This is a genomic window from Streptomyces sp. G45, assembly GCF_049542095.1.
Taxonomy (GTDB): Bacteria; Actinomycetota; Actinomycetes; order Streptomycetales; family Streptomycetaceae; genus Streptomyces.
On the sequence record NZ_JBMUZU010000001.1, the window covers coordinates 2,449,447 to 2,476,242 of the forward strand.

20 protein-coding genes and 2 pseudogenes are annotated in these 26,796 nt (G+C 68.0%); 9 read left to right on the plus strand and 13 right to left on the minus strand.

What is annotated here, in order from left to right; all coding sequences use genetic code 11:
• Nucleotides 1-134: 134 nt before the first annotated feature.
• The 7 genes from ACOBQU_RS09655 to ACOBQU_RS09685 all read right to left on the minus strand — a co-directional run bounded on the left by ACOBQU_RS09655 (nucleotide 135) and on the right by ACOBQU_RS09685 (nucleotide 8,228).
• Nucleotides 135-1,355: a serine/threonine-protein kinase gene (locus ACOBQU_RS09655; RefSeq protein ID WP_423625804.1), complete on the minus strand. Its 1,221-nt coding sequence runs from the start codon at nucleotides 1,353-1,355 to the stop codon at nucleotides 135-137.
• A 161-nt stretch (nucleotides 1,356-1,516) separates the two neighbouring features.
• Nucleotides 1,517-2,563 carry a CBS domain-containing protein gene (locus ACOBQU_RS09660; protein ID WP_423625806.1) on the minus strand — a complete coding sequence of 349 codons (1,047 nt, stop codon included), beginning with the start codon at nucleotides 2,561-2,563 and terminating at the stop codon, nucleotides 1,517-1,519.
• Nucleotides 2,563-3,549: a hypothetical protein gene (locus ACOBQU_RS09665; protein ID WP_423625808.1), complete on the minus strand. Its 987-nt coding sequence runs from the start codon at nucleotides 3,547-3,549 to the stop codon at nucleotides 2,563-2,565. The genes ACOBQU_RS09660 and ACOBQU_RS09665 overlap by 1 nt, the downstream gene beginning before the upstream one ends.
• 89 nt (nucleotides 3,550-3,638) lie before the next feature.
• A complete protein-coding gene (locus tag ACOBQU_RS09670) occupies nucleotides 3,639-4,388 on the minus strand; it encodes a DUF262 domain-containing protein (protein ID WP_423625809.1) in 750 nt (249 codons plus the stop codon).
• A gap of 466 nt (nucleotides 4,389-4,854) precedes the next feature.
• Nucleotides 4,855-5,787 (minus strand): hypothetical protein, encoded by a 933-nt coding sequence (locus ACOBQU_RS09675; RefSeq protein WP_423625811.1) that lies wholly within the window; start codon nucleotides 5,785-5,787, stop codon nucleotides 4,855-4,857.
• A 30-nt stretch (nucleotides 5,788-5,817) separates the two neighbouring features.
• Nucleotides 5,818-6,966: an AAA family ATPase gene (locus tag ACOBQU_RS09680; RefSeq protein ID WP_423625813.1), complete on the minus strand. Its 1,149-nt coding sequence runs from the start codon at nucleotides 6,964-6,966 to the stop codon at nucleotides 5,818-5,820.
• A complete protein-coding gene (locus tag ACOBQU_RS09685; RefSeq protein WP_423625815.1) occupies nucleotides 6,963-8,228 on the minus strand; it encodes a DUF262 domain-containing protein in 1,266 nt (421 codons plus the stop codon). Before ACOBQU_RS09685 ends, ACOBQU_RS09680 begins: the two co-directional genes overlap by 4 nt.
• A 671-nt stretch (nucleotides 8,229-8,899) precedes the next feature.
• Between ACOBQU_RS09685 and ACOBQU_RS09690 the strand changes: the two genes are divergently transcribed.
• Nucleotides 8,900-9,241, plus strand: coding sequence for a hypothetical protein (locus tag ACOBQU_RS09690; protein ID WP_423625817.1), 342 nt, complete (start codon nucleotides 8,900-8,902; stop codon nucleotides 9,239-9,241).
• Between the two features lie 402 nt (nucleotides 9,242-9,643).
• Here the strand turns inward: ACOBQU_RS09690 and ACOBQU_RS09695 are convergent, their stop codons facing one another.
• A complete protein-coding gene (locus ACOBQU_RS09695) occupies nucleotides 9,644-10,096 on the minus strand; it encodes a hypothetical protein (RefSeq protein WP_423625819.1) in 453 nt (150 codons plus the stop codon).
• 600 nt (nucleotides 10,097-10,696) lie between these two features.
• On the opposite strand from ACOBQU_RS09695, the gene ACOBQU_RS09700 reads away from it, so the two are divergent.
• From ACOBQU_RS09700 to ACOBQU_RS09715, 4 genes and pseudogenes are all read left to right on the plus strand, one after another.
• Nucleotides 10,697-10,933 carry a hypothetical protein gene (locus tag ACOBQU_RS09700; protein ID WP_423634376.1) on the plus strand — a complete coding sequence of 79 codons (237 nt, stop codon included), beginning with the start codon at nucleotides 10,697-10,699 and terminating at the stop codon, nucleotides 10,931-10,933.
• Nucleotides 10,930-11,327: pseudogene (locus tag ACOBQU_RS09705) on the plus strand (DNA-binding protein). The gene ACOBQU_RS09700 and the pseudogene ACOBQU_RS09705 overlap by 4 nt, the downstream one beginning before the upstream one ends.
• Nucleotides 11,328-11,557: 230 nt before the next feature.
• Nucleotides 11,558-15,043, plus strand: a complete 3,486-nt coding sequence (locus ACOBQU_RS09710) for a type ISP restriction/modification enzyme (RefSeq protein ID WP_423625821.1) — start codon at nucleotides 11,558-11,560, stop codon at nucleotides 15,041-15,043.
• A 214-nt stretch (nucleotides 15,044-15,257) separates the two neighbouring features.
• Nucleotides 15,258-16,646, plus strand: coding sequence for a hypothetical protein (locus ACOBQU_RS09715; protein WP_423625822.1), 1,389 nt, complete (start codon nucleotides 15,258-15,260; stop codon nucleotides 16,644-16,646).
• Nucleotides 16,647-16,860: 214 nt separating this feature from the next.
• On the opposite strand, the gene ACOBQU_RS09720 is transcribed toward ACOBQU_RS09715, so the two are convergent.
• From ACOBQU_RS09720 to ACOBQU_RS09730, 3 genes are all read right to left on the minus strand, one after another.
• On the minus strand, nucleotides 16,861-18,192 hold the full coding sequence (locus tag ACOBQU_RS09720; RefSeq protein WP_423625824.1) for a class I SAM-dependent RNA methyltransferase: 1,332 nt from the start codon (nucleotides 18,190-18,192) through the stop codon (nucleotides 16,861-16,863).
• A 218-nt stretch (nucleotides 18,193-18,410) separates the two neighbouring features.
• Nucleotides 18,411-20,459 (minus strand): APC family permease, encoded by a 2,049-nt coding sequence (locus tag ACOBQU_RS09725; RefSeq protein WP_423625826.1) that lies wholly within the window; start codon nucleotides 20,457-20,459, stop codon nucleotides 18,411-18,413.
• Between the two features lie 237 nt (nucleotides 20,460-20,696).
• On the minus strand, nucleotides 20,697-23,096 hold the full coding sequence (locus ACOBQU_RS09730; RefSeq protein ID WP_423625828.1) for an MMPL family transporter: 2,400 nt from the start codon (nucleotides 23,094-23,096) through the stop codon (nucleotides 20,697-20,699).
• Between the two features lie 206 nt (nucleotides 23,097-23,302).
• On the opposite strand from ACOBQU_RS09730, the gene ACOBQU_RS09735 reads away from it, so the two are divergent.
• From ACOBQU_RS09735 to ACOBQU_RS09750, 4 genes are all read left to right on the plus strand, one after another.
• Complete coding sequence (locus ACOBQU_RS09735) at nucleotides 23,303-23,638, plus strand: ArsR/SmtB family transcription factor (protein WP_423625830.1); 336 nt, start codon at nucleotides 23,303-23,305, stop codon at nucleotides 23,636-23,638.
• Nucleotides 23,635-23,874, plus strand: coding sequence for a hypothetical protein (locus tag ACOBQU_RS09740; RefSeq protein WP_423625832.1), 240 nt, complete (start codon nucleotides 23,635-23,637; stop codon nucleotides 23,872-23,874). The genes ACOBQU_RS09735 and ACOBQU_RS09740 overlap by 4 nt, the downstream gene beginning before the upstream one ends.
• 303 nt (nucleotides 23,875-24,177) lie before the next feature.
• Nucleotides 24,178-24,846 (plus strand): potassium channel family protein, encoded by a 669-nt coding sequence (locus tag ACOBQU_RS09745; protein ID WP_423625833.1) that lies wholly within the window; start codon nucleotides 24,178-24,180, stop codon nucleotides 24,844-24,846.
• Nucleotides 24,846-25,511, plus strand: a complete 666-nt coding sequence (locus tag ACOBQU_RS09750; protein ID WP_190139791.1) for a potassium channel family protein — start codon at nucleotides 24,846-24,848, stop codon at nucleotides 25,509-25,511. Before ACOBQU_RS09745 ends, ACOBQU_RS09750 begins: the two co-directional genes overlap by 1 nt.
• Nucleotides 25,512-25,616: 105 nt before the next feature.
• On the opposite strand, the pseudogene ACOBQU_RS09755 reads toward ACOBQU_RS09750, so the two are convergent.
• Nucleotides 25,617-26,350 (minus strand): annotated as a pseudogene (locus tag ACOBQU_RS09755) (DUF3159 domain-containing protein).
• Nucleotides 26,351-26,353: 3 nt separating this feature from the next.
• Complete coding sequence (locus ACOBQU_RS09760; RefSeq protein ID WP_423625835.1) at nucleotides 26,354-26,752, minus strand: OB-fold nucleic acid binding domain-containing protein; 399 nt, start codon at nucleotides 26,750-26,752, stop codon at nucleotides 26,354-26,356.
• Between the last annotated feature and the right edge of the window lie 44 nt (nucleotides 26,753-26,796).

Sequence of the window (26,796 nt, forward strand, 5' to 3'; positions counted from 1 at the left end):
GAACCGCTCCGTTCCTTCATCGTCCCTGACGTCCCGCATACGTTGCTACTGCCGCTTCCCGGTGTTCTCGACCGCCGCAAGTGCCGACGCGTCGCGTCGGTCTCCCCATGACCGCCCTGCCTGCTCACCACATGTCACAGGGCCGATTGCATCGCGTACCGGGCTCTCAGCTCCTCGGCCACCTTCTGCGATGCCGGTTTCCGGCCGGGCCTGCGGGAAGGCTTGGAGGGCAGGCAAGCGTCCGTACGAGCCGCACCGGCGCCGGACGACACGCCCGCGGGCCCCGTGTGCGCCTCGTCCGCACGTTCCGCACCGGAGGAGCCGGACTGCGCCCCGTCCCCGATCGGGTCGAGGCGGGTAGGGTGGTCCAGTGGACTGTCAATACCGTCCTCATCCACGACCTGGGTGTGCACGTCGAGCGCGTCGCCGTACTGGACCGCGATGTGCTCCCACACCACCGGCGAGGGCCCGGTGCGCCCGTCTCCTCCGCCGGGAGCTACGGCGTCGATCAGGGCGTACCGCGCCTGTACGGGTGTGAACCCTGCGCCTGTCATGAGCGCCACACACTGGTCCGTGACCTCTGCGAGCGCGGGCCGCTCCTCCGGGGCGTGGGCGAGCATCGCCGTGACCAACGGGACGAGCGCCTCGGGCAGCCCGGAGAGGTCCGGCGGCTGAGTCTCGTCGGTCACCTGGGCGACGATCGCCGGCCAGCCGGGTCCGTCATACGGGTAGTGGCCGGTCGCCGCATACAACAGGACCGTGCCCAGGCCGTACACGTCGGCCGGCGTTTTCACCCGGGAGCGGCCGAGTGCCTGCTCCGGCGGCATGCAGCGGACCGTGCCGATGATCATGCCGTCGTGTGTGAGGGTGTCCTTTCCCGCGTCCATGAACGCGCCCAGCCCGAAATCGATCAGAATCGGGCCGTACTCACCGAGCATCACGTTCTGCGGTTTGAGGTCGCGGTGCAGCAGATCGACGGCATGCACCGCCTCCAGACCCTCGGCGAGCAGAGCACCGAGGCTGGCAACCAGCGGCACCGGGAGGGTGCCTGCCCTCTCCACCTGTTCGTGGACGGTCAGCCCGGGCACATACTCGACAGCCATCCACGGCTCGTCGGCGTAAGGGTCCGCGTCGAGGAAACGGGCCACCCGGTTGGTTCCGACGACTGTCCGGGCGATCAGCGCCTCTCGCTCGAAGCGTGCCCGGGTCGCCTGGTCGAGTCTGTCGTTTCTGATCACCTTCACCGCGACCGGGTCGCCGCCGGGTGAGTAGGCCAGATAGACCTGTCCCATGCCCCCCGCGCCCAGCTTGCGCTCAACCGTGTACCGGCCGATCTGCGTGGGCACCTCAGTCATCTATGCCGCGCCACCCTCTCGTGCCCACCTGTCCCGGCACGTCACACTTTCACCGAAGGTTCACCTTAACGCCGCGGCCGGAGTGCCGTCATCGTGTTCGCGGCCTCCGACATCGGCGAACGCGGAGCGGGCCAGGACCGAAGCTCGCTTCGCACCACTACTCACCGTACGCAGTCCCGAAGCTGCCGGGCGAACGAGGTCAGGTCCCTCATGTCCTCCGGCGGCAGTGGATCGTCGTCGAAGTGTGCGATCCTGTTCCTGATGGCCTGCACGCGCTGGAGATGGTGGACGAACTGGCCGCGGTCCAGTCCAGGACGGCCCAGGGCGTTCCAGTTCGCGTCCGCGCGTTGCGCGAGGGCAGGCTTCTTCTGCTGAGTGCCGTCCAGGAGCAGGACGTAGTCGCCGAACATCAGGTCCTCCACCTTGCCGGTGCGGTGTTCCGGCTTGCGGTTGGTCGCCTGTACCGCTTGAACAGCTTCGGCGTCCAGACGGGCCCCCAGCCAGCGGCGCAGCAACGACTCGATCTCCCCGAGAAGGAAGAACGGCCGGGCGGTGTTCTGGAACCGGCGGATGATCTCCCGATACGTGACAATTCCGGATATTCGGCCGTCCTGCCCTCGGACCAGCACGTACCCATGATCGACGAGCATGGGCAGACAACTGAACAGATCCTCTCTGCTGTCGAACACCGGCAGCGACTCCTGCTGCATGGCATTCTCCAGAGTCAGATCCCAGCCGTTCTCATACATGAGAGCGATCGACTTCCAGGTGACCACTCCGTGGAGCTCGGTCATGTTGCTGACCACGGGGATCTGGTTGTAACCCTCGTAGCGCATGAGGTACGTGGCCTGGCTCAGCTCGGCGCCGCGGGGCACACACTGGAGGCCGCCCACGGCCGAGGGCAGGTCCCCCAGGAGCAGGCGCTGCGGCAGCGCTCCCGGCGGAAGGGGGTCGGCGGGCACCGCCGGGTCCGTCTCGGTGGGTGGGCCCATCGTCGTGGCCGCGACCGGTACCAGCCGCACTCGGGCGAGGGTCGGGCAGGTCGAGAAGTCGGGGAGCGTCGTCAGCCCGGCGGTGGCCAGCGACTCGCTTATCTCCCGGATGACGCCGGCCTGCCGTACCCGCACCTCATACAGCGCCAGCAGCTCGGACAGAGCGAGTTCCGCACCTTTGAGGGCGATCAGCTCCGCCGTTGTCGGCTTCTTCATCAGCGCTCCCCCTCCCCGTCCGCGATACCACGGACGATCGTGGTGCGCTTGCCCATCGCCTGGTACACCAGGTCCTCCAGCGCGGCGGCACGCGCCTCGAAGAACGCGACGTAGTCGTTGGCTCGCAAGGCCTTCGGGTCGATGAGATGGGTCGCGATCACATCGTCGAACCACTCGGAACGCATGTCGGCCGCCGCCGCGAGGGGCTCCAGGTACGCGGCTGGGGCACCGCTGAGGGCCTGGGCCGCGCGAAGCGACAACGGGCTCTTGTTGATGATGGAGCTGGCCGGGTAGCGCTCATCGAGGTTCCGGCGTATCCAGTTCTTCGGGAAGATCTGGTGCACGTCGATGCCGTACTCCACCAGCGTGCCCGGAGCCATCGGACCGTCGGTGTAATGCCAGTCCACAGCGCCCTGCCGGATCAGGAGCGCGAAGATGCCTTTGTATGCGGCGCTGTTGCGGGTCTTGAGGGTGAGCAAGCGCTGGGGGTCGAAGAAGGAGTCGGCGATAGTGTCGGGGACTTCGCCGTCGTCGCGGATCCAAGCGACCAGTTGCTCCACGTCACGGGTGAAACGGGTCTCCGTTGAGCCGCCGTACATCTCCCCGAGGACGCCGCACCAGTACCACTGCGTGATCTTCTGAGTCGCCTCCGGGGTGTCGAGAGCTTCACCGATGATCGCCCGGACCGCGGCCAAAGGGACCACCTGGGTTCGGTACGGAAGGTCCGCGACGTGGACGATGCATTGCGTGAACAGGAACTCTCCGACCCATTCGAAAGCGTCCCGGAGGCGGGGAGCGAGTTCCTGGAAGGTTTGCAGTGGAAGCTCCAGCAGATCGCGCCGCTTGCAGGAGACGCCCACCGTGGAGTCGAGCAGCTTGCGGTTCCACGTCCGCACCAGGGCCACCGCCTGGAGGAAGTCACTGTTGGCCAGGCCGTCGTCAAGGTCCACCTCCAGGCGGCCGAGCACCGGATACCGCTCCGCCACCTGCTCCTTGATCGAACGCCAGACGGAGGGGAGGTCGTAGTAATCACCCGTGCGACTCGTGTACTCACGGTCTCCTGCATAGGTGGCGGTCAGCAGTTCGAAGACGTTGAGGGGGACTCCCCGGTGTTGACCCGTTCGAAGACAGCGCAGACGGCGTCCATGGACGTCGACGAGGACAGATTGATCATCGGGACCTGGAACGACCTGACGGGGTGCAGCACCTGGTCCTCGAACTTGATCCACAAGTCGAAGTTTTGCGCCTCGTCCACCTTCTCGTACTCGCGACGCCACGCATTGACCCTCTGCGTGTCGAACACGATCCGCAGAGGGAACAGCCCCGCCGCGCATTCACCAGAGGTGTCGCTCAGGTCGTGCACGACCTTGCGCCCGAAGTCTCTGCGCAGGATCCGGTCCTCCGGCACAGAGACGATCGCCTCGTCGCGGTCGGACGGTGAACCGGTCGCCTTCGCTATGTCGACGTAGTACCAGCGGCGGACCGACTTGCCGCGTGTGTCCACGGTCCGGACCGGCGCATCGGCCACATACAGGGCCTGGAAGAGAGACGTGAGACGCTGCTGGCCGTCCAACAGCAGGAGACTGGGCTCCCGCTCAGCGGCTGATTCCGCACCTGTGAGCGGCCTAGTACGGAAGCGGGAGGCACCGCCGGTCTCCAGCGTCATCGTGACACCCAGGGGGTAGTCGAGCGTCACGGTCGCGATGATGGCCCGGATACGGTCGTCCTCCCACTTCCACTCCCTCTGAAAGTCGGGGAGCTGCAGCCTTCCCGAGGCCACGTCACCAAGAAGCGTCTTGAGATTTGCACTGTCCAGCCCTGCCACGTGCCCCGTTCCCCACCCTCGCGTCGTCGCGGACAAGGCATTGCACCAAGGGAAACTTCGCCCGTCAACGTCTACTTGACGTCAGGTCACATCCCGACAGGGCTGAAACCCATCACAGAGTGGGTCCCGCGCCGGGCTCATCCAGATGGCATGTTCGACTTCCGCAGGTGCAAACCCGATACCGAGTGGCAAACACAGTTGAACGACGTCCTGCCTGCAGCTTGCACGATGGACGGTTGATCTACTTCTTCTCGCCAACGCCTCGCTCTTCAAGTGGCGCTCAAGCGCTCAGAGGCCAGGTTCCTGGACACACGCAGGCCGACGCGATGCGGCGGCGGAGTGGGCTGATGAGCGGAGAACGACAGGCGCTGGAAGACATCGGCGAAGATGCGGCGTCCCCGTGAACGCTGCCCAGAAACAGAAAGGCGAACATGCCGGACGGCCAGGAGGCCCCTTCTGCGGAGTGTCACAGGTCCGGGCGGATCTTACTGCCGATGTGGGCCAGACGGATCGTCCGTTCCTCCGGGACCAAGCGGAAGTGGATGCGCCCGGCACCCGGGGTGAACCGGGCGTGCATGTCGAAGGTGCGTGTTTTTCCGTCCAGGTCGGTGAACCGGCACACGCGCTTGCGGGTCTCGCCCTCCGGGCTGACCTTGGTCCGCCACTCGGGCTCGACCATGGCCGCCGGGTCCCACGCGGCGACGGCTTCCTCTAGCCGCTCCAGGGTCCGCCGTACGGGTACGATCCAGTGTGGGTTCAGGCCGCTGAGCTGTCCCTCGACGCGCGGCAGGAACGTGAGGTGCGGGTAGAGGTCGGCTCGGCTGTCCCAGACCCGCGGACCGGTGGTGACGCCTTCCCGGCGTGACTCCCGGATCCAGTCCAGGTGTCCGTCGAGATGCGACTCGGCGGACAGATGCCGGACGTCGACTGTTTCGTGCCGCATCTCCAGCGTGCCGTCGTCGTCTTCGACGAGTTCGCTACGTTCCAGGCTGACGCGGTCGACCTGCCACGGCCGGGCCACCGGAAGACTGACGGCGATGCCGTCCATGAAGTGCGCGGCGCCCAGTCCGAGGACGACCTCGCCGTCGTGGCGGTATTCGAGATGGTCGGCGGCGTACTCCGCTGGGAAGACGCTCCGCACGGGGGATCTGCCCTGCAAGCCCCGAAGGCGCTGCCAAAGGGCGCGGTTGCGCGGACTCGCGCCGATCCACTTGTTGACGGGATAACCCTCGGCGATCTCCAGTATCTTGACGTCCACTTCGCTCACCAGCGCCGTGCCCGATCCACCCGCGGCAGCGGCAGCACGCACGGCATCCACGAAGTCGGCCATGGCCCGCTCGGCACGCGCCGGGTCACAGGCCACACCCCAGGACTTCTCGTTCAGAAACAGCAGTGGCACACTTTCCTCCCCCTGTGTCGGGCTGTGCCGTCAGTCCAGCAGCTGGTCGAGCGAGTGCTCCCACTCGTCGAAGAATCCCTCGGGCCACTGTTCGAGCATGCCGTCCTTGTCGATGCGGGGGGTGACGACCTCGGCACCCACCCCATTGCCGCTGAAGTAGTGCACGACCGTGTCCTCTGGCTGCAGGACGCTCTGTTTCACAGCGATGCGGACACCGTTCAGCACGTGGTCACTGTGCGTCTCGACGATCAGCTGCGCGCCGGTGGCCGCGGCCGCTGAGAGCAGTGCGGCCATCCTGCTCTGGCCCTTCGGGTGGAGGTGGGCCTCGGGGTTCTCCAGCAGGATCAGGCTCTCGGGCGTCGCGGTGAGGCAGGCGACTACGACGGGCAGCGCGTAGGTGAGGCCGAAGCCGACGTTGGTGGGACGCCGACGACGAGTGGAGTTGATGCCGGCGGTGCCGCCGAAGCCGTAGGAGAGGCGCACCGAGTCGGTGCCTTCGATGGGGTCCGTCTCGATGTTGACGCCGGGGCACAGCTCCTGCATCCAGGCGACCGCCTGGTCCAGGAGCTGGGGAGAGCTGGCGCCGCGATGACGGAGCGGACCGTCGGGCACCTCCGTCGGTACTTCCTGATCTGTATGGTGCCGCAGGTAGTTGACGGTGTGCTCACCCCGCACGCCAAGGAACCCGCGCGCAACGGCGATCTGGTGGGAGCGGGGGTAGGTGACCGCCGGGGTGATGCGGTCGGCGTGCAGGTACTGGAACGGCTGCTCGGCCAGGTGCGCGCGGACCGACCCCTCTACCAAGGGCATGACGTCCCGGTCGGGATGACGAAGGTCGTACGCGGCGGCCCACGTGCGCTGCTCGCCGTCCTCCTCGATGACGAAGCCAACGAGCGGCTCGCTGTCAGCAGGGAATTCCTCCACGAGCCCGAAGTCTTCGTGGAGGATGTCCTGTGCTGTGCCCAGGGCCACGAGATCTCCGTTGAGCAGCAACCCTCCCCCGGCACGCTTGGTCCGGCTGAGCATCTGCGTCTCGTACGACTGCCGGAGCAGTCCCAGTGCCTGCAAGACACTGCTCTTACCCGAGGAGTTGAGGCCGGTGAGGAGCGTCAGCGGACCGAGAGGAAGTTCCAGACGCCGGAACGCCTTGAAGTTGATCAGCGTGATGCGGTTGATCACTGATCGGCCCCGCTCCGTCCCTTGCCGAGCGCGTCCCCGAAGAGCTCCTTGACGGCGTCGAACCGCTTCCGCACTTTCCTGGCGTCGCCGGTGCCCACAGAGATGGCGCGCTCGAACTCGACGTCCTCCATGAGCTCCGCGAAGGCGTCGAGGACATCGATCTGCCGCAGCTTCTGGCGATCGTTGCCGCCGAGACTCGCGAGATTGACGGCTACCGCCTCAAAGAGTGCCTTGTTAATGGGTGACTTGCGCTGCTGGTTCCGACGGTACTTCCGGAAGGCGTGGTGGCCGAAGATCTCCTCGGCCGCGAGCATCGCCGTGAGGAACTCGCTCCGCAGGCGGCCCTCGTCGGCGCTGTCGAGACGGTTCACCTGGTGCATCGCCTCGGCCAGGAAAGCATCGAAGTCACCAGGCTTATACGCGTGCGGAGAGGTCATCCGGAAAGCCAGGAAACGAAGGACCATCTCCCGGTCGGCCATCCGGTCGCCGACGACGCTGTAGCCGGTGGCCCGCCGGAACTCCTCGGTCTCCGCCAGCTCCGCGAGGAGCGTGCGGGCCCGTCCTGGAATGAGCGCGTGCCGGATCTCCTGCCGAGTGAGGGGCTCGCCTCCCGTGTTGATGCGCGCGAAGACGTTGAACATCACCGGCTCGGGCGTACCGCGCCGGATGACGTGGACGACGACCTCGGTCTCGCGCAGGCGAATCTGGAGCTTCCCGGACAGGTCCGCGAAGCTCGCCCCCTCGAAGTTACGCAGATACTCCAGGCCTGTCAGCTTCAGCGGGTCGGCGCCGACCGCCTGAGGCTCCAAGAAGCGGGCAATGGAGGTCAGACGCTGGATACCGTCGACGATGGCCCAACTGCCGTCCTTGTTCTCGGCGGCATAGAAGGACGGGATGGGGATGCGCAGCAGCAGCGACTCGATGAGACGGCTCTGCTTGCCGTCGGTCCAGATGCCCGCCTTGCGCTGGAAGTCCGGGGCGAGGTCGATCATCTCGTTGCGCAGCCGGGACAGCAGCAGATCGACCGTCGTCGTCCGGGTGTCGATGTCGATGTGCTCAGGGTCGAAGGGAGAGGTGATCTGTTCGAATACCTCATCCTCGGCCTCCTCGCGCTCGATGTCGGTCGGTCGGCCGTCGGCGGTGACCTCCACGGAGAACAGAGAGGAATCACTTTCCCCGGGCTCGGCCGCCGCGTCCTGATACCGCTCGAACACCGACCGTTGGTCCCGTGTACGCCCCTGACTCTCCTCCAGCGCGGCCATGTCGTCTCGTCGCCCTCCCTCTCATGCCATGGGGGATCACCGCGTCCGCTGCGATCGCCCCCTCACCCTACCGTCGGTGATCTGCCGGTGACGGTCGATCGGTCAGGGCAGTGGGGGCAGGGCGCTGACAGGGAGGGTGCCAGGTGCGGCTCGGCTCCCCGGTCGCGGACTCGGGTTCCCTGACGCCGGGCGAACCGCCGTCAAGAAGCTCCCTGCCCCGGTGAGGAGCCCCGTGGCAACCGTGAGCCTGCGCATTCCTGCCCATGGCCGGGTCCTGAGCGGCTCGACCGCGGCGCCCGCCTCCTTGGGCTCCGGCACGTCCGCGAGAAGCCGCATGTCGACGATCACCAGGCCGTCCGTTCGGCGCGCGCCTGATAGCTGTGCCGCAGGGCACCCCGCGAGGTGGCGGATCAGGTCGCGCAGGTCGTTGCAGAGACATCCGAGCTGCCTGCCGTGGACATCGAGCGCGGAGTCCTGGGCCCAGCGCCGGTCCGGTATGAGCAGCAGCTCCAGGAATCCGATCGCCTCCACGGTGGCGGACCCGGATGTATCGGAGACGGCGCTGGCTCGTACGTCGGCGGCGAGGGGAAGAACCACCTGGTTACATCCACCGCACGGACGGGCACCCGATCCACATCTACGGGATCGGCCAGCACCGCAACCGCTCCCTTATGGAGTGGCATCGGGCCGCACTTGCCCGCGCCGAAGCCCGTGCCCCGCACATACCCCTGGACGAACGTCACCGCATCTCCGAGGTCATCGAGACGGAACGCACCTGGCTGCGCGAGGAGTTGACCAAGACCGCCTGCGCGGCCGAAACCGCTCGCAGCGAGGCCGGGCAGCTCCACGCCGAGACCCTCGAGCACCTCGCCGACAAGACCGATGTGGCTCCCGCCCTCACCCTCGCGGACCGCGCTGGCCTCGGTGGCTGCTGCCGATCCTCTACTTCGGCTTCACCACCGTCGTCGGCGTGGGCAAACTCGCCAACAACACCGCTCCTGTCGGGCTCATGATCTCGTCCCGGCTCGTCGCCCTTGCTCCCACGACGGAGCTTCTTCGCCTGGGGCCCCCGCAGGCGCCGCCACAGGCCGGGCCCGATGCCCTCCGGAATCGGCTGGCAAACTGCCGGAGTATTCCTCACGCTCACCGCCGCCGACATGTTCGGGGCCGCCTGCGGTCTCTCCGTACTCGCCGCGCTGCTACTTCTGGCCGGAACCGGACTCCGCATCCGCCCGCCCGAGCCCGTCCACTCCACATGTCAAGGCAGAACAAGTTGAACGACAAGGCGTCCCAGCAGCCGGAACCCCAGCCCACCGTCTCCGAGCCCGAACCCGCGAGGTCCTCGCTCCCCCGATGCTCCCGGTGCCGCTCACGACCCCCGTGCCCTGGAGCGCCATCTCACCGGGCCGTCGACGTCAGCGTGCCCTGATAGCCGACGCAACCACGCTCCTGCTCGCGGCGGCATCACCTGGTGGGCACTGACCTGCGACGGCGACCCGATCGACCACGGCGAGGTCCCCGGCGGCAAGCTCGTCACCAACGACAGCGATTCGTACAGCGACAGCGAGGACCGCGACGACACCGACGAGTTCGACTACAACGCCTGCGACTACAGCGACTCGGAGGACGAGGTCTGCGAGTTCGTCTACAAGATCACCAACAAGGGGTACGAACCCGCCAACTACTCCGTCATCCTCAACACCTTCGACGAGGACGGCGACTACGTCGGCCAGACCTACATCGGCTCGCCCCACCTGGCCCCCGGTAAGACCGACGCCGACGAGACCGAGTTCGACGAGTACACCACCCTCGAAGACGGCCGCCAGCTGTCCTACATCAAGTCTGTGAAGGTCGCCTACGTCGAGCACATGGCCCTGGCCCACTGATCTCGGCGTGTCGGTGGCCCCGGCGGTTCCGCAACAGGGCGACCGCCGAGACACGCTTCAACTTCCGGCGGGTACCGCACGAACCGCGCCCAGTCCTTCCGCCCGACGGCGGAGTCCGGGTGGTCCTCGGAACGAGCGTCAAGAATTCTTCGGCACCGTGTTGGCGACAACGGAGGCCTGAGTGCCCCACGACCGAAAAGCCCAGGTCAGTCCCTCATCTTGGAGTTGCTAAATCACTCCACCTGTTGCGGTGCCGGAAAGGAGTCGAGCGACCCGCTGAGGGCACAAAACTGCAGTTCAGCTACCTTTGCCAGCAGGCTCAAGCACCGCCACACTCCACATGATGAGTCATCGAAATAATGTGAATCAAGAACACGTGAAAGAAAACCGCAGGCCAGCGGCGCACTAGAAGCAAAACGGACCCGATGCCAATGTGCACTGCGTGCGCTATAGCCGCTACGTGCGGTCTCTTGACGCACGCCCCAAGCCCCGAGGGTCGCCGTATGGCATTAGAAATGCCATACTCGCGTCACGGCTGACGACGACACCGACTTCTCCCCCGGCGACGGGCCCAGCAGGGGCATCTCCGTCTCCCTCATCGCTGGCACCCTCCAGGCGATCCGCGAGCGAGTGGGCAAGCGCGGCGTATCCGCGTACCTGGAGAGGGCAGCCCAACGCCAGATCGAGCGCGACAACCTGGACGAGCTGATCGCCGACTTCGACCAGGTCAACGTCCCGGCCGATCCAGACGCCGTGGCCGCCAAGCGCGCCAAGCTCACCGGGACCACCCCCACTTCCGGTACCGGGGCAACCGCATGAGCGGCTCCCTCGTCCTGGACAGCGAGGGCCTCGCCAAGGCCGTTCAGCGCGACCGCGAGGTCCACGAGTGGCTCACCGCTGCCAGGGACGCAGACCTACCCGTCATCACCTCCGCGGCGGTGCTCGTCGAGGTGATCCACCCGAAAATCAATGACGCGGCACTGAAGTGGACGCTGCCCCGGCTGCGAGTCGAGCCGGTCACCCAGGCCATCGCCCAGCCCGCCGCCACCCTGCTACGCACGGCCGGACTGCACGGCCACAGGTACGCCATCGACGCCATGCTCTGCGCCACAGCCCTCGCTCACCTGGCCACGTCACGATCCTGGCCTCGGACGTCGAGGACATCGCCATGCTCACCGCCGACCACGCGCGGATCGCGACCGAAAGGGTCTAGCGCCGCCAGAGCAAGCATCAGTGCCGAACTTCGCTGACGGTACCCGCCGCCCGCAACACCAGCCCCACGGAATTGAGTTGAGTCAGGGCCCCACAGCGCACTCGCCGGAGACGACTCACGTCCTCACTCTGAACCAGAAGGCGCTGTCCAGACTCGGCATCTTGGGTTGAGAGGCACCCTCGACGAGAAGTGATGCCATGGTTACCGTGAGTTGACGAAGGCGTGGAGGTGTGCTGACGCTGGGGGGCTGGATGCAGCGCAAGGAACGGTTTCGGAGGATCGTCAGCGAATTCGGTGCGACGTGCAAACAGGCGTTGCTGCACGGACAGAAGGAAGCCGCGATCCGCCGAGCAGTCGAAACCCTTCTCGTCGACGCAGCAGGGGTGTTGGGGCTGCAAGCGGTCCTCCATGCCGAGGTGGCCATTGCCGCGCACCGGATACGCCCTGACCTGGCGGTGCGGATTGGAAAGACACCGCGCAACATCGTCGGCTATGTCGAGCTGAAAAGCCCCGACAAGAGCACGATCCATCCAGCCGGTCTGAACCAGCGTGATCGCCGTCAATGGGAAGGCATGGCGAAACTGCCCAACCTGATCTACACGAACGGCCAGATCTGGATCATGTACCGCTCGGGTCGGCAGTACGGCGACACCATCCACTTCGAGGGTGATCTACACAGCGCTGGCTCCCGCCTGCGACTGCCGGTCGCAAGCGAGGCCGCCTTCGAGGCGATGCTTATCGCATTCTTCGGCTGGCAACCCCACCCGCTGATGTCAATGCGGGAGGTGGTCTCCCAGGTCGCCCCACTGTGCGCACTTCTGCGTGATGCCGTTCACGATCGCCTCGATGCCGAAGCGGGCCTTCCGCACCACCAACGCCCGTTCACCGACCTGGCCTCCACACTCGAAGTTGATCTCTTCCCGACCACGGATGACCGGGACAAGCGCGCAACCTTTGCTGACCGCTACGCACAGTCCGTCACCTTTGCTCTCCTGCTTGCCGGTTCCGACACCACGGAAGGCAACGACACGGCACTGGTTGGCATGAGCCTGCACGAGATAGGCCGACGGCTCGGGGATGAGCACTCCGTCATGGGCCGTGCCTTGCAGATCCTCACCGACCAGGTCGAGGGGGAATTCCGCGACAGCCTGGACATGCTCGTCCGCGTCATTGACGCCATCGACTGGAGAAGTGCCCTCGCTGGCGAACCTGGCTTCCACATCCATCTCTACGAGCACTTCCTACAGGAGTACGACGCCGAGCTGCGCAAGGACTCCGGCACCTACTACACCCCGGCCCCGCTAGTGACAGAGATGATCCGCCTGGTTGATGAGGTATTGGCAACCACCCTGGACTGCCCGGATGGCTTTGCCGACCCCGGTGTGTCCATCATCGACCCGTCGATGGGAACCGGCACCTTCCTCACCGGCATCATCGACCTCGTCGCCCGCAAACGGTCCGAAGGTGGCAACGAAGGCTTCCGAGCCGAATCCGTGCAAGAACTCGCAAGCCGACTGATCGGATTCGAAAAGCAGATGGGCGCCTTTGCCGTCGCTCAGATGCGTGTGGGGCAGATGCTCCGGCACCTCAATGCCCGAGTCCGGTTGCGCGACATGCGCCTGCACTTGGCCGACACTCTCGCCGACCCCTGGCGACCAAGTGAACTCTTCGATCGCTATGGCGCCTTGTGGGGGCCCTTACGTGATGACGCTGAGGCAGCCAGCACGATCCAGCGCAACGAGCGCATCACCGTCGTCATCGGCAATCCTCCCCATCGCGAACAGGCAGAGGGTCAGGGTGGATGGATTGAGAAGGGCTCACCGGGTCGCGGCGCCCCGCCTCTGGACGACTTTCGGCTGCGCGGAACGGCAGGCGTGTATGAGAACAAACTGAAGAGCCTGTGCACCTACTTCTGGCGCTGGGCCACCCACAAAGTCTTCGACCAGTACGGCGATCACCGTCACGGCGTCGTCTGCTTCGTCAGCACAGGCGGCTTCATCCGCAGTGCCGGCTTCCAGGGCATGCGTTCCTACCTGCGACGCACCTGCACAGAGGGTTGGGTCATCGACCTCACACCCGAGACCAAGAGGCCTCCGCTCAACAGCCGCTTCTTCCCTGGAGTCCAGCAGGAGTTGGCCATCGCCATCTTCGTCCGCCGGCAAGGCAAGCGACAGGAGGACTTGGCACCCGTCCACTACGCAGCCGTTCATGGGACCCGCCAGAGCAAAGAGGAGCAGCTGCACAACCTGCATATCAGCGGCCCCGGCTGGCGCACTTCCCGGTCTGTCAAGCTCGCCCCTTTCACACCTGCCCCTCAGAGCGGCTGGGACACTTTCCCCGCCCTCACCGAGCTAATGCCCTGGTGCAAGCCTGGCATCAAGACCAACCGGAACTGGGTCATCAGCCCGTCCAAGACCATCCTGCAACGACGCTGGAACCGCCTCGTCCAAGAACGCGACCCCACAACGAAACAGGAACTGTTCAAAGAGACACGAGACCGTACCCTGGACAAGGAAGCCCTCCAGATCCCGGGCCATCCCCACCCACCGATCTGCATGCGCATCGAGCGAGGCCCCTGTCCCACTCCGATACGCATTGCCCGTAGAGCCCTGGATCGCCAATGGCTCATACCCGACGGCCGCGTCATCGACTTTTCCCGCCCCGAGTTGTGGCAAGCCGATATCAACGGCCAAATCTTCGTAGTCGAACAACACACCCAACGCCTGCAGGCAGGTGCGGGACTACTTTTCACGGCCCTGGTCCCCGACATGCACTACTTCAACGGAAACGGTGGCCGTGTCCTACCTCTCATGCACGCCGACCGAACCCCCAACATCACGCCAGGGCTCTTGCCCCACCTCGCGAACTCCTACGGCCTCCAGCAAGTCTTCCCCGAGGATTTGCTCGCCTATATCGCCGCTGTAACTGCCCACCCCGCTTTCACTGAGCGGTATGCGGATGACCTCAACTCCCTCGGTGTACGTGTCCCTCTGACCTCCAATCGCGACCTCTGGCATGAGGCCATCAGCGTTGGGCACCACGTCTTGTGGGCCTCAACGTTCGGCACACGCTGCATCGACCCCGACGACGGCCGCCCGGCAGGCACATGGAACTGGTGGCGACGCCTACACCCCGAGATCACGTACGCCCGGGAGATCGCATCCGACTGCCTCCCATCGACCGTCAACTACGACGTCGAACACCAGCACCTTGTTATCGAGGGCGGTATCTTCACCGGTGTTACTCCACGCATGCGCGACTACTCCACGGGCGGGCGGAACGTGCTCGACAGCTGGCTCGCGTACCGCAGTGACCGCACCGCCGGCAAAGTAACCAGTGAACTCGACCGTGAGCGCCCCGAGCGCTGGGAACCCGACTGGAGCCGGGAACTCGTTGAAGTCCTTGCCGTGCTCAGGCATCTCACAGACTTAGAACCTCAACAGGCAGAGATCCTCAACCGCATTGTCACCGCCCCCTTGATCGACGTCGCTGAACTCACCCGACGTCACATCCTCCCCGTACCCGAGCGCGCACGGCACGCTCACACCGGTCCAGACCCTGCATTTCTGCCCGGCATGGACACAGTCGATGGCCAACCGCCAGGCCCTGTTGAGCCTCTGTCCCTGCCGAACGACCCCGCAGATACCACGCCGCCCACAGCGCACTCCCCTACACACCCCGTCCGGCGCGCTCAGCGGCGTCGCGGTCCGGCCTGACCGATGGAGCCCAGCCGAGGAAGATGGCCTGTGGGAACGATGGCTCACTGGATGTTCACCTCTGGCCGAGCCGTCCGATGCTTCATCGAAAAGCTGTAGACGAGCCGCCTAGCACACCTCATCCGAACGATGGTCCCCGACAGCTGCCCCGCATGTCTCGGAAGCGACGGGCATTGTCTCCGGAGGGGGCAGCACGCCCGGGCAGGAGAACCACATGCAACAGACCCTCAACGAACGGCAGCAAGCCGTGCTCGACTGGGTGGGCCAGGGATGCCCCGACGGAGTCTGGCCGGACAGCACGTACAAGGTCAGCGCGCAAGCCCTGCAGAACCGAGGGCTCGTCAAAATCACCAAACGCCGCGGACACTGGAGCGCCCATCTCACCGACAAAGGGCGGCAGCATCTCACCGAACGCGGCATCCGCCCCGTGGAGCAGAACGCTGAACCACCTGAGCGCCCCCGCCGAAAACCGGCACCTCCACGACCCAAGACAGGGCCGAAGGCCCGTACGAGCTACGCGGACCAACTCCTCGAAGAACTGGCCGCGAACGATGGCTGTCTCATCAAGCCCATCGAGTCCGGCCCGCACGCAGTCAATTGGGGATCACGGGTCAACGCTGCCCGCAAGTCCGGCAAGATCCCCCACACGCAGGAGCTCTACGGATACCGCACCCACCGTGGCTACGAAATCAAGCTCGCCGACATCCCCGCCTGGCGCCTAGCCGAACTCACCCCACTTCACGTGCCCGCCAGACTCACCAAACCCCACGCCGTCGTGGCCGCCCTTGAAAAGCAGCCACAGCCCATGGGCCTGACCAAATCCATCCGAGGCCGAGCTCTACGCATCATCCAGGCCCTCATCACTGCCACCGGTGCACAAGGCCATAAGGCGGCACTCGGCCCCACACAAGGCGCTCCCCCACCCCATCGACGCCGCAGTGCACCGCCACACTTCACCATCACCGCCCAAGGCGAAAGCGTCGGCTTCCTCGTTCTGCAAGAACAGGACCGCAGCGAACACATCCCCACCGACAAGGAACTCTCCGACGCCAAGAAGCACTCCTGGATGCGCATCCCTCGCTTCGACTACACCCCCTCCAACCGCCTGCGTTTCATCCTCCGCGGCGGCTCCCCACACCGCGCCAGCGAATGGGCCGACCTACCCGACCGGCCGCTGGAAGACCAACTCGCCGAAATCGCGCAGGAAGTCGGCCTCCGCGGCGAAGCCGCGGAACGTAAACGCCGCGCAGACCAGCAAGCCCGCGAGGAGCGGCAGCGGCGCTGGGAAGCCGCCATGCACGAAGCCCGCGCCGCATACGCCCACGCCTACCGCGTCAAGTACCTCGGAGAACAGGCAGACGCCTGGCACCAGGCCAAGCGCCTGACCGAGTACGTCACAGCAGTACGCAACCAGGTCACGTCACTGCCGCCTGGTCAAGAAAGGACCGAGATCGAGGCGTGGCTGGCGTTCGCAGACGCCCACCTTCAGCACCTCGCCGACTCCGCCTCAGCACCGAAGCTGCCCAGCCCACCCGAGCCCAGTGGCGACGACCTCAAGCCGTTCCTCGGCCACTGGAGCCCCTACGGCCCCCGCGCCTACTGAGCCCCAAAGTGGGCCACAACCCACGGGTTTTCACCAAGAGACAGTAAGGAACGGGCCCCGACAGACCGCACCCGACGCATCGTCACCAGCACGAACGCCCACCAAACGCTCATCAGAACGTGCGTCAAATGTGCGTCACGTGCGTCGAACAAGCGTCAAGATATCGCCCATAGCGCCCACGGCGCACATCATGCCCACCAGGTGAAACCGCAGGTCAGCGGCCCTTCCCAGCAGGTTCAAGGATCGCCACGCACTCCACATGATGCGTCATCGGAAACAGATCGAACGCCCGCAGCGTCCGCACCCGGTAGCCGCCCTCCCGGAAGTACCCCAAGTCCCGGGCCAGTGCGGCCGGGTCGCAGGCCACGTAGGCGATGCGGCGGGCGCCGAGGCCGGACAGGTGGTGGACCGTCTGCTTGCCCGCGCCCGCGCGGGGTGGGTCGAGGACGATGAGGTCGACCTCGGTGATGCCGGTGCGCGGGAGGACCGACTCGACCTTGCCCTGTTCGACGCGGACGCGGTCGAAGGAGGCGAGGTTGTGGCGGGCGTCCTCGACGGCCCCCTTGCCCGACTCGATGCCGAGCACCGCGCCCTCGTCCCCGACGCGGTCCGCGATCGCGCCCGCGAAGAGGCCGACGCCGCAGTACAGGTCGAGCGCCGTCTCGCCCTTGCGCGGCAGCAGGCCCTGCATGACCGCCGTCACCAGGGTGTCCGCCGCCTTGGGGTGGACCTGCCAGAAGCCGCCGTTGCCGACGCGGTAGGTGCGGCCGTCGGCGCGTTCGCGGACGAAGGGGCGGCCGTGGACGCGGTGGACGCCGCCGTCCTTCTCGCCCACGCGCAGCACCGAGACCGGCTTGTCCAGTTCCACGAGGGGAAGGCGGGCCCCGGGCCTCGGGGTCAGGATCACCTGGCGGTCCTGGGAGCCCGTCGCCGCGATCGCCTCCACCGACTCCATGCCCGTCCAGTCGCGCGACTCGACGCCCAGTTCGCTGACGCCCGGCGCCGCGATCATGCAGTGGTCGACCGGCTCCACCTCGTGCGAGCGGTGGCGGCGCAGGCCCGCGCGGCCCGAGTCGGCGTCCACCGCGTACTGCACCCGGGTGCGCCACGCCGGGACCTCCCCCGCCGGGAGCTTGTCGCCCTCCGCGGGCATGACCGTGCCGTCCCAGCCCGCCTCCTCGGGGGTGAGGCCCGCGAGGCGCTTGAGCTGCTCGGCGATGACCTCGCCCTTCAGGCGGCGCTGCGCGCCCGGCTTCGCGTGCTGCCAGTCGCAGCCGCCGCAGCGGCCGGGGCCCGCGTACGGGCAGGGCGCCTCGACGCGGTCCTTCGACGCCGCCACGACCGTCACCGCGTCGGCGCGCAGGAAGCGGGAGGACTCGTCGCCCTCCGTGACCCGGGCGACGACCTTCTCACCCGGCAGGGCGTGGCGTACGAAGAGGACGCGGCCCTCCGGCGTACGGGCGATGCAGTGGCCACCGTGGGCGACGGGGCCGACCTCGACCTCGTACTCCTCCCCCACCAGCGATTTCTTCGGTTCTGCCTGCATGGCGGGGTGACTCCACAACGTCAGAGGTAAGCGGCCGGAGCGGCCGTCGGCCGGATGGCCGCAGCGGCCACCGGTCAGCGGCCGGACAACAGCCCACCAGTCTACGTGGGTACGGTCCGGCCGCCCGCCAGGGCCATCCCCGCGCCCGCGGCGGCCGGAACGTGGCCGGAAGGCCAAGGGGGGCGGCCCCCGCCCAGGGCCCAGGGGCCAGCCCCCGCTCAGCCCCGCCCGCTCTTCTCCTTCGCCCGCTTCTCCACCGGCCCCCGCCGCACCGACCCCGGCGCGTTCCACTCCTGCCGCCTGCGGGCCCGCTTCTTCGCGGCCTCGGAGGACTCCAGCTGGTAGGGGACGGAGGTGACCATCACACCCGGCGTGAAGAGCAGGCGGCCCTTCAGGCGCAGCGCGCTCTGGTTGTGCAGGAGGTGCTCGTACCAGTGACCCACCACGTACTCGGGAATGATCACGCTGACCGCGTCGCGCGGGCTCTCCCGGCGCAGGGACTTCACGTACTCGATGATCGGGCGGGTGATTTCCCGGTACGGGGAGTCGAGGACCTTCAGCGGGACGCTGATGTGGCGGCGCTCCCACTCCTCGCGCAGGGCCTTGGTCTCCGCCGGGTCGACGTTGACGCTGAGGGCCTCCAAGGTGTCCGTGCGCATCAGCTTGGCGTACGCGAGGGCGCGCAGCGTCGGCTTGTGGATCTTGGATACGAGGACGATGGAGTGCACGCGGGAGGGGCGGACGCTGTCGTCGGAGGGGCCTTCGGGGGCCGCGATCTCCTCGGAGACGCGGTCGTAGTGGCGCCGGATGGCCGTCATCGTCGCGTAGAAGATCACCATGCCGAGGAGCGCGACCCAGGCGCCGTGGGTGAACTTGGTGACGAGGACGACGATCAGGACCAGACCGGTGAAGAAGGCGCCGAAGGTGTTGATCGCGCGGGAGCGGATCATGTGGCGGCGCTTGGTCGGGTCCTGCTCGGTGGCGAGGTGGCGGTTCCAGTGGCGGACCATGCCGATCTGGCTGAGCGTGAAGGAGACGAAGACGCCGACGATGTAGAGCTGGATGAGGCGGGTGGAGTCCGCGCCGTAGATCCACACCAGCAGCGCCGCGGCGCCCGCGAGGAGCACGATGCCGTTGGAGAACGCCAGGCGGTCGCCGCGGGTGTGGAGCTGGCGCGGCAGGTAGCGGTCCTGCGCGAGGATCGAGCCGAGCAGCGGGAAGCCGTTGTACGCGGTGTTCGCGGCGAGGAAGAGGACGAGGGCGGTGGCGGCGGCGAGCACGATGAACAGGAAGCTGCCGTTGCCGAAGACGGCCTCGGCGACCTGGGAGATCACCGGGTTCTGGACGTAGTCGCCGCCGACGGGCACGCCCTTGTCCAGGAGGTCCTTGGCGGGGTTCTCGGCCATCTTGACGTCGGTCGCCATGGCCAGGCCGATGATGCCGCAGAACATGGTGACGGCGAGGGCGCCCATCAGGGCGAGGGTGGTCGCCGCGTTCTTGGACTTCGGCTTGCGGAAGGCGGGGACGCCGTTGCTGATGGCCTCGACGCCGGTGAGCGCGGCACAGCCGGAGGAGAAGGCGCGAAGGAGGAGGAAGACGAGCGCGAAGCCCGCGAGGCCCTCGTGCTCGGCCTTGATCTCGTAGCCCGCGGTCGGGGCCTTCATGGCGTCGTCGAGGACGAAGCCGCGGAAGGCACCCCAGGCGATCATGATGAAGACGCCCGCGACGAACACGTACGTCGGGATCGCGAAGAGCTTGCCGGACTCCTTCACGCCGCGCAGGTTCATCAGGGTGAGCAGCACGATGACGCCGATCGCGCAGAGCACCTTGTGCTCCACGACGAAGGGCACGGCCGAGCCCAGGTTCTCGATGCCCGAGGAGATCGACACGGCCACGGTCAGGACGTAGTCGACGAGCAGGGCGCTGGCGACGGTCAGGCCCGCCTTGGGGCCGAGGTTGGTGTTGGCCACCTCGTAGTCGCCGCCGCCGCTCGGGTACGCGTGCACGTTCTGCCGGTAGGAGGCGACCACGGTGAACATCAGCACGACGACCGCGACGGCGATCCAGGGGCTGAAGTGGTACGCCGACACGCCCGCGATGGACAGGACGAGCAGCACCTCGCCGGGCGCGTACGCGACGGAGGACAGCGGGTCGGACGCGAACACGGGGAGGGCGATGCGCTTCGGCAGGAGCGTTTCTCCGAGCCGGTCGCTGCGCAGTGCGCGCCCGATGAGGATCCGTTTGGGCACGTCGGTCAGTTTGGACACGCAGAGGATCGTAAGCGCTCCCTCAGGGTGCCGCCCACCCAGTACCCACGCTTTGTCAAGGGTTCCCGGTCCGTAAGTTAAAAAGATGTTCAAGCCTTGCGCGGATCGGTGTCGTGCGTACGCGGGAGCGCGGCCCGGCCGGTGGGTGCGCCGGGGGAAGCAGTGGCCGGACCGCCGGGGAGCGCAGTGGCCGGACCGCTCCGGGGCGCGCGCTCGTGCGCGCGCCCCGTCCCGCGCTCACCGCCCGGGCGCCGCCCCGGCCCCCACGGGCCCGGTGACCGGCGGTTCCCCGCCCCCGGCGTCCGCGCCGCCGCCCCCGGCGGCCCCGTACGCCCGCGCCTGACGCGCCTGCCGCGTCAGGCTCTCCTCCGCCCGCCGCACCGCCCTGGACGGCCACCACGTGGCCCGGCCGAGCAGCAGCAGCGCCGCGGGCAGGATCATGACGCGGATCACGAACGCGTCGACCAGCACGGCGACCGCGAGGACGAAGCCCATCTGCTTCATCTCCAGGATGTGCAGCATCACGAAGCTGGCGAACACGGTGACCATGACGATCGCGGCGCTGGTGACAACCTTCGCGGAGGACGCGATGCCGTCCAGGACCGCCTGCCGCGTGGGCACGCCCGCGAGCGCGGCCTCGCGGATCCGGCTGACGACGAAGACCTGGTAGTCCATCGACAGGCCGAAGAGGATTACGAAGAGGAACAGCGGTACGCGCGAGGAGATGCCGCCGAGCGAGATGAAGGACAGCAGGTCCTCGGCCCACTCCCCCTGGAAGACCAGGACGAGCACCCCGAGCGCGGAGGCGGCGGAGAGCAGGTTGAGCACGACGCCGAGCAGGCCGAGCACCACGGAGCGGAACGCATACACCGTCATCGCGAAGGTCGCCAGGAGCAGCAGCCCGAGGACGAGGGGCATCGCCTCGTTCTGGTGGGCCACGTAGTCGACGCCCCGCGGGATGTCGCCGCTGACGGCGACCTCGGCGCCGGGCACGGCCCCGACGGTGGCGGGCAGATAGGTGTCGCGGACGCGGTCGAGGGAGCGGACGGCGTCCTTCGAGTGCGTCGCGTGCGGGGCGAACAGTTCGAGGGTGGTGACGCGGCGGTCGTCGGAGACCCGGATGCGCGGCTCGCCCCGGTGGTGCGCGAAGAGCGGGTCGGCCTGGGCCCTGGCGTCCAGCTTCCGCAGCGCGCGGCCGACCTCGGGGGCCTTGGCGGCGTCGGCGCGGACCACGACCTGGTGGCGGACGCGCAGGTCGGGGAAGTCGGCGAGCAGCCGGTCGTAGTCGCGCATCGCGGCGATCTCCCGGGAGAAGCTGTCCCGCGAGGGGTCCTTGAGCCGCATGTCCAGGGCGGGCAGCGCCAGGGCGAGCAGGGCGAGCACGCCGGTCAGGAGCGTGGCGACGGGGTGCTTGCGGGCCGGGGCGAGCAGGGCCGTCCAGAGCCTTCCGGCGCCCTTGTCGGCGTACGAGGCATCCGAGGCGTCCGAGGTGTATGAGGCGTACGGCACGGGGGGCTTGCCCCGGGCGACGCGGCGTGCGGAGCGGCGCTCGGCGCGCTGCCCGAGCTTGGCGAGGAGCGCGGGCAGCACCGTCACGGAGCTGGCGACGGCGACGGCCACGACCAGGATGGTGCCGGTGGCGAGCGAGGAGAAGATCACGTCCCCGGCGAAGTAGAGCGTCACGGTGGACACCGCCACGGCGAGGCCCGACATCACGATGGCCCGGCCCGCCGTCGCGGCGGCGGCCTCCACCACCGCCTCGGGGCGGAGCCGCCCGCCCGCGCGGGCCCGCTCCTCGCGCTCGCGCTTGAGGTAGAAGAGGGTGTAGTCGACGCCGACGGCCATGCCGATCAGCAGGATCATGCTCATGCCGACGCCGGTGTCCGGCACCAGGTGCGAGGCGACCATGGCCAGGCCCATCGCCGCCGCGATCGAGGTGAGGGCGAGCAGCAGCGGCACGCCCACCATCACCACGGAGCCGAAGACCAGGGCCAGCGTGATCAGCGTGACCGGAAGCGTGATCTTCTCCGAGAAGGCGAGGTCGGCGTCGCGCTGGTCCTCGACGCCCTTGCTCACCGAGGCGTTGCCCGCCTCGGTCACGCTCAGCCGCGGATGGTCCCGCTGCACCCGCTCGGTCACGGCGAGCAGCGCGGGCACCTTCTCGCGGTCGTCCTGCTCCTCGCCCTCCAGGGCCACCTGTACGCGCAGGGCCCTGCCGTTCGCGGCGAGGACCGGCGGCTCGACCTCGGCCACCTCGGGCAGCTTCCTCATGCGGGCGGTGACGTCCCGCGCCGCCTGGTCGGCCGCCGGGCGGTCCAGCGGGCCGGACCGGGAGCGGATCACCACCTGATCCGTCGACCTGGTCTGGAGGCCGCCCTCCGCGGCCATCGCCTCGGCGCGGCCCGCCTCGCCCACGCCGAAGTCCGCCGAGGTCGCGGCGTTCGTCCCGGCGGCCAGGCCGCCCGCCAGGCACAGCGCCACGAACACCAGCCAGCCCGCGATCGCCCGCCCCGGGTGCAGCGCGCTCCACCGCGCCACCCGCACCGTCACCGACCGCCCGCCCCCGCCGTCCCCGCCGTCCGGGCCGCCCCGTCCTCGCCACCCTCGCCGTTCCACGTCGTCCGGCCCGCTCGTCATGGCGACTGCCCCCTTCACATCCTTCACATGTAAGAGCAGACTTACAGGTGAAGGATCAAGGAGTCAACTGTCAGACTGGAACACGGAACTCCAGACCACGGAGCGACCGCGGAGCGACCGCAGCGGGCCCGTCGGAGGGTTTGACAGTGGTTCAAGCCATGCGTAAGCCTTGGCCAACAGGTTTCGGGACGGCACAGAGGCGGGCCATGAACAGCGAGGAGCTGCTTGCCTTCCTCTCGGCGGTGGGCCACGCGCAGCGCCTGCGGATCATCACGGAGCTGGCCCCCGGTCCGATGTACGTCAGCGAGCTCGCCCGCCGCCTCGGCGTCTCCCGGCCGCTGCTCTATATGCACCTGGAGCGCCTGGAGAAGGCGGGCCTGGTGGCGAGCCGCCTGGAGCTGTCCGACGACGGCAAGGCCCTCAAGTACTTCGAACTGGCGCCCTTTGACGTGCAGTTGAACGTGGATACGATTCTGGCTGCTGCCCAGCGGGACGGGGCGAGCGAGGCCGGACAGCACTCTTCTGAGGGGACGCCCCAATGAGCGACGCGATCATCCCGATCGCCTTCTTCGTGATCCTCGCCGGTGCCATCGTCGCCGTCGCGTACTTCCAGACCCAGCGCGGCCGGGAGCGCGACCGGGCGTACGCGGAGGCGATGGAGGGCTACCGCCAGGCGGTGGAGGCGGCCCGCGCCGAGTCCGACGCGGTGCGCACCCAGCTCACCGAGCTGAACGTCCGGGTCAAGTCCATGGAAAGCATGCTGCGCTCGGTCGACTAGGCCGACCGGCCCGCACCCGGCCCCGTCCGGCCCGGGGTTCCGCCCGCGGGAGGGCGCGGCGGGTCCGCCCGGGTGAGCGCACGGGGCGGAGCGAGGGCGCACTCGGGCTCCGACCCGCGTACGAAAGCCGTTACCGTGGACTCTGCAAGCGCACCGGGAGACGCCCCGGGCCATCGAGAGCGCCCCGCACCGCGAGCCGCAGGGCGGACAGTGCCGCCACGGCGGCGCAGCGCGCCGAGAAGAGAGTCATGAGTAGGGCATTTACGCAGGTCAAGTGGGCCATGAGGAGCGCGGGGTAGCCACGTGCACATCGTCATCATGGGCTGCGGGCGGGTCGGTTCCGCCCTCGCGCAGACCCTGGAACAGCAGGGGCACACGGTCGCCGTCGTCGACCAGGACCCCACCTCCTTCCGCCGCCTGGGCTCCGGCTTCGGCGGCCGTCGCGTGACCGGCGTCGGCTTCGACCAGGACACCCTGCGCGAGGCCGGCATCGAGGACGCGGGCGCCTTCGCCGCCGTCTCCAGCGGCGACAACTCGAACATCATCGCCGCCCGCGTGGCCCGCGAGATGTTCGGCATCGAGAACGTCGCGGCCCGCATCTACGACCCCCGCCGCGCGGAGGTCTACCAGCGCCTGGGCATCCCCACGGTCGCCACGGTCCGCTGGACCGCCGACCAGATGCTGCGCCGTCTGCTGCCCTCCGGCGCCGAACCGCTGTGGCGCGACCCCACCGGCGGCGTGCAGCTCGCCGAGGTGCACGCCTCACAGGCCTGGATCGGCCAGAAGATCAGCCGCCTCCAGGAGGAGACCGGCGTGCGCGTGGCCTTCCTGACCCGGCTCGGCGAGGCGGTCCTGCCCACCTCGCAGACGGTGCTCCAGGAGGGCGACCTGGTGCACGTGATGATGCGCACCGACGATGTCGAGAAGGTCGAGGCGGCCTTCGCCGAGGGCCCCGAGGAGGGCGGTCACTGATGAGGGTCGCCATTGCCGGAGCGGGCGCGGTGGGCCGCTCCATCGCCGGTGAGCTGCTGGAGAACGGGCACGAGGTGCTGCTCGTCGACAAGGCGCCGACGGCCATCTCCGTGGAGCGCGTGCCGCAGGCCGAGTGGCTGCTCGCCGACGCCTGCGAGATCACCTCGCTGGACGAGGCGGCGCTGCAGCGCTGCAACGTGGTCATCGCCGCGACGGGCGACGACAAGGTGAACCTCGTCGTCTCCCTCCTGGCCAAGACCGAGTACGGCGTCCCGCGCGTCGTCGCCCGCGTCAACAACCCGAAGAACGAGTGGCTCTTCAACGAGTCCTGGGGCGTCGACGTCGCGGTCTCCACGCCGCGCCTGATGTCCGCGCTCGTCGAGGAGGCCGTCAGCGTCGGCGACCTGGTGCGCCTGCTGCGCTTCAGCCACGGCGACGCCAACCTGGTCGAGCTGACGCTGCCGCCGGAGTCCGCCCTCGCGGGCACCCGCGTCGGCGACGTCCAGTGGCCCGAGGACACCTCGCTCGTCACGATCATCCGCGGTACGCGCGTCCTGACGCCCACCCCGGACGACTCCCTGGAAGCGGGCGACGAGCTGCTGTTCGTGGCGGCGCAGGCGCGCGAGGAGCAGTTGGAGGACCTTCTGTCCGCCCGGCGGGACTGAAGCCCGTCCGGCGATTGAGGGCAGGGCCCGAAGGGCCGATGAACGGCGACGCAGGTGGGGGCGCCCGGAGAGTTCCGGGCGCCCCCACCTGCGTAAAGCCTGCGGCTAGCCGCGTGCGGCGTTGCGCTCGGCCTCCGCCTTCTCCTCGGCCTCCATCTCCGCGAAGACGTCGATCGGCGGCGGGGCCTTGGCGAGGAAGATCCAGGTGAAGTACACCGCGAGGACCATCGGCGGCAGCTTCAGGGCGATCAGGACCCAGCCGAGCTGCTCGGTGTCCGCCCACCAGTACAGCGGGAAGAGGATCGCGTACTTCGCGAGGAAGATCAGGCCCCAGGCGAGCGATGCCTTCGTGTACGCCTTCTTGCGGCCGGGGTTGCGGGTGCGCCAGGACATGTTCTCCCGGAACACCGGACCGAGGAGCAGGCCGAGCAGCGGGTAGCCCACCAGCGCGGACAGGAAGAACGCGGCGCCGAGTCCGACGCCGTAGATCATCCCCGGCAGGTAGAAGTCCTTGGCGTTGCCCGTGAACATGGCGAAGGCCACGCCGAAGGCCACCCCGAAGACACCGCTGAAGGCGTGCTTCACGGTGTCCCGGCGCACCAGGCGGACCGCGACCAGCACCAGCGCCACGGCCAGGGCCGCGATCGCCGACATGTGCAGGTCCTTGTTGATCGTGTAGATCAGCACGAACAGCAGGCCCGGCACCATCGTCTCGACCGTGCCGCGGATGCCGCCGAAGGCGTCGAAGAGCGCGGCCTGCGTCAGAGCCCTCGTGTCCGCGCCGTCAGGGCCGGGGGCGCCCCCGCGGCCTGGTCGGTCGGCTTGTCGACTGACGTCACCGGCTACTCCCGTCCGAGCGGTCTGAGTTCGTACTTGGGGTTGAAGAGCACTCTGCGGCCCCGGTCTATCGAGATCCGGCCCGACGCGATCAGCCGCCGCCCCGGCTCGATGCCCACGATGGAGCGCCTGCCGAGCCATACGACGTCCAGGGCGGCGGTGCCGTCGAACAGCTCCGCCTCCAGCGCGGGCACACCGGCGCGGGGGCGCAGGGTGACCGTGCGCAACGTACCAGTCACCGTGACGATCTGGCGGTCCCGGCAGTCCCCGATGCGGGTGCAGCCGGTGGTCTCCGCGTCCTCGCGCAGCTCCTGCGAGTCCAGGTCCTGCTGGGAGGACGACAGCCGGTCGAGCATGCGCCGGAAGCGGCTCGTCGGCTTACCGGCACCAGGATCAGCACTCATACCCGCAGCGTACCGGTCCCCACGACGGCCCCGCACCGCCCTGA

Bases quoted from the DNA above. Each gene is read 5' to 3' on its own strand.
- ACOBQU_RS09655 (WP_423625804.1), bottom strand. From the start codon at position 1,355: ATGACTGAGGTGCCCACGCAGATCGGCCGGTACACGGTTGAGCGCAAG.
- ACOBQU_RS09660 (WP_423625806.1), bottom strand. From the start codon at position 2,563: ATGAAGAAGCCGACAACGGCGGAGCTGATCGCCCTCAAAGGTGCGGAA.
- ACOBQU_RS09685 (WP_423625815.1), bottom strand. From the start codon at position 8,228: ATGGCCGCGCTGGAGGAGAGTCAGGGGCGTACACGGGACCAACGGTCG.
- ACOBQU_RS09690 (WP_423625817.1), top strand. From the start codon at position 8,900: ATGGAGTGGCATCGGGCCGCACTTGCCCGCGCCGAAGCCCGTGCCCCG.
- ACOBQU_RS09715 (WP_423625822.1), top strand. From the start codon at position 15,258: ATGCAACAGACCCTCAACGAACGGCAGCAAGCCGTGCTCGACTGGGTG.
- ACOBQU_RS09720 (WP_423625824.1), bottom strand. From the start codon at position 18,192: ATGCAGGCAGAACCGAAGAAATCGCTGGTGGGGGAGGAGTACGAGGTC.
- ACOBQU_RS09730 (WP_423625828.1), bottom strand. From the start codon at position 23,096: ATGACGAGCGGGCCGGACGACGTGGAACGGCGAGGGTGGCGAGGACGG.
- ACOBQU_RS09735 (WP_423625830.1), top strand. From the start codon at position 23,303: ATGAACAGCGAGGAGCTGCTTGCCTTCCTCTCGGCGGTGGGCCACGCG.
- ACOBQU_RS09740 (WP_423625832.1), top strand. From the start codon at position 23,635: ATGAGCGACGCGATCATCCCGATCGCCTTCTTCGTGATCCTCGCCGGT.
- ACOBQU_RS09750 (WP_190139791.1), top strand. From the start codon at position 24,846: ATGAGGGTCGCCATTGCCGGAGCGGGCGCGGTGGGCCGCTCCATCGCC.
- ACOBQU_RS09760 (WP_423625835.1), bottom strand. From the start codon at position 26,752: ATGAGTGCTGATCCTGGTGCCGGTAAGCCGACGAGCCGCTTCCGGCGC.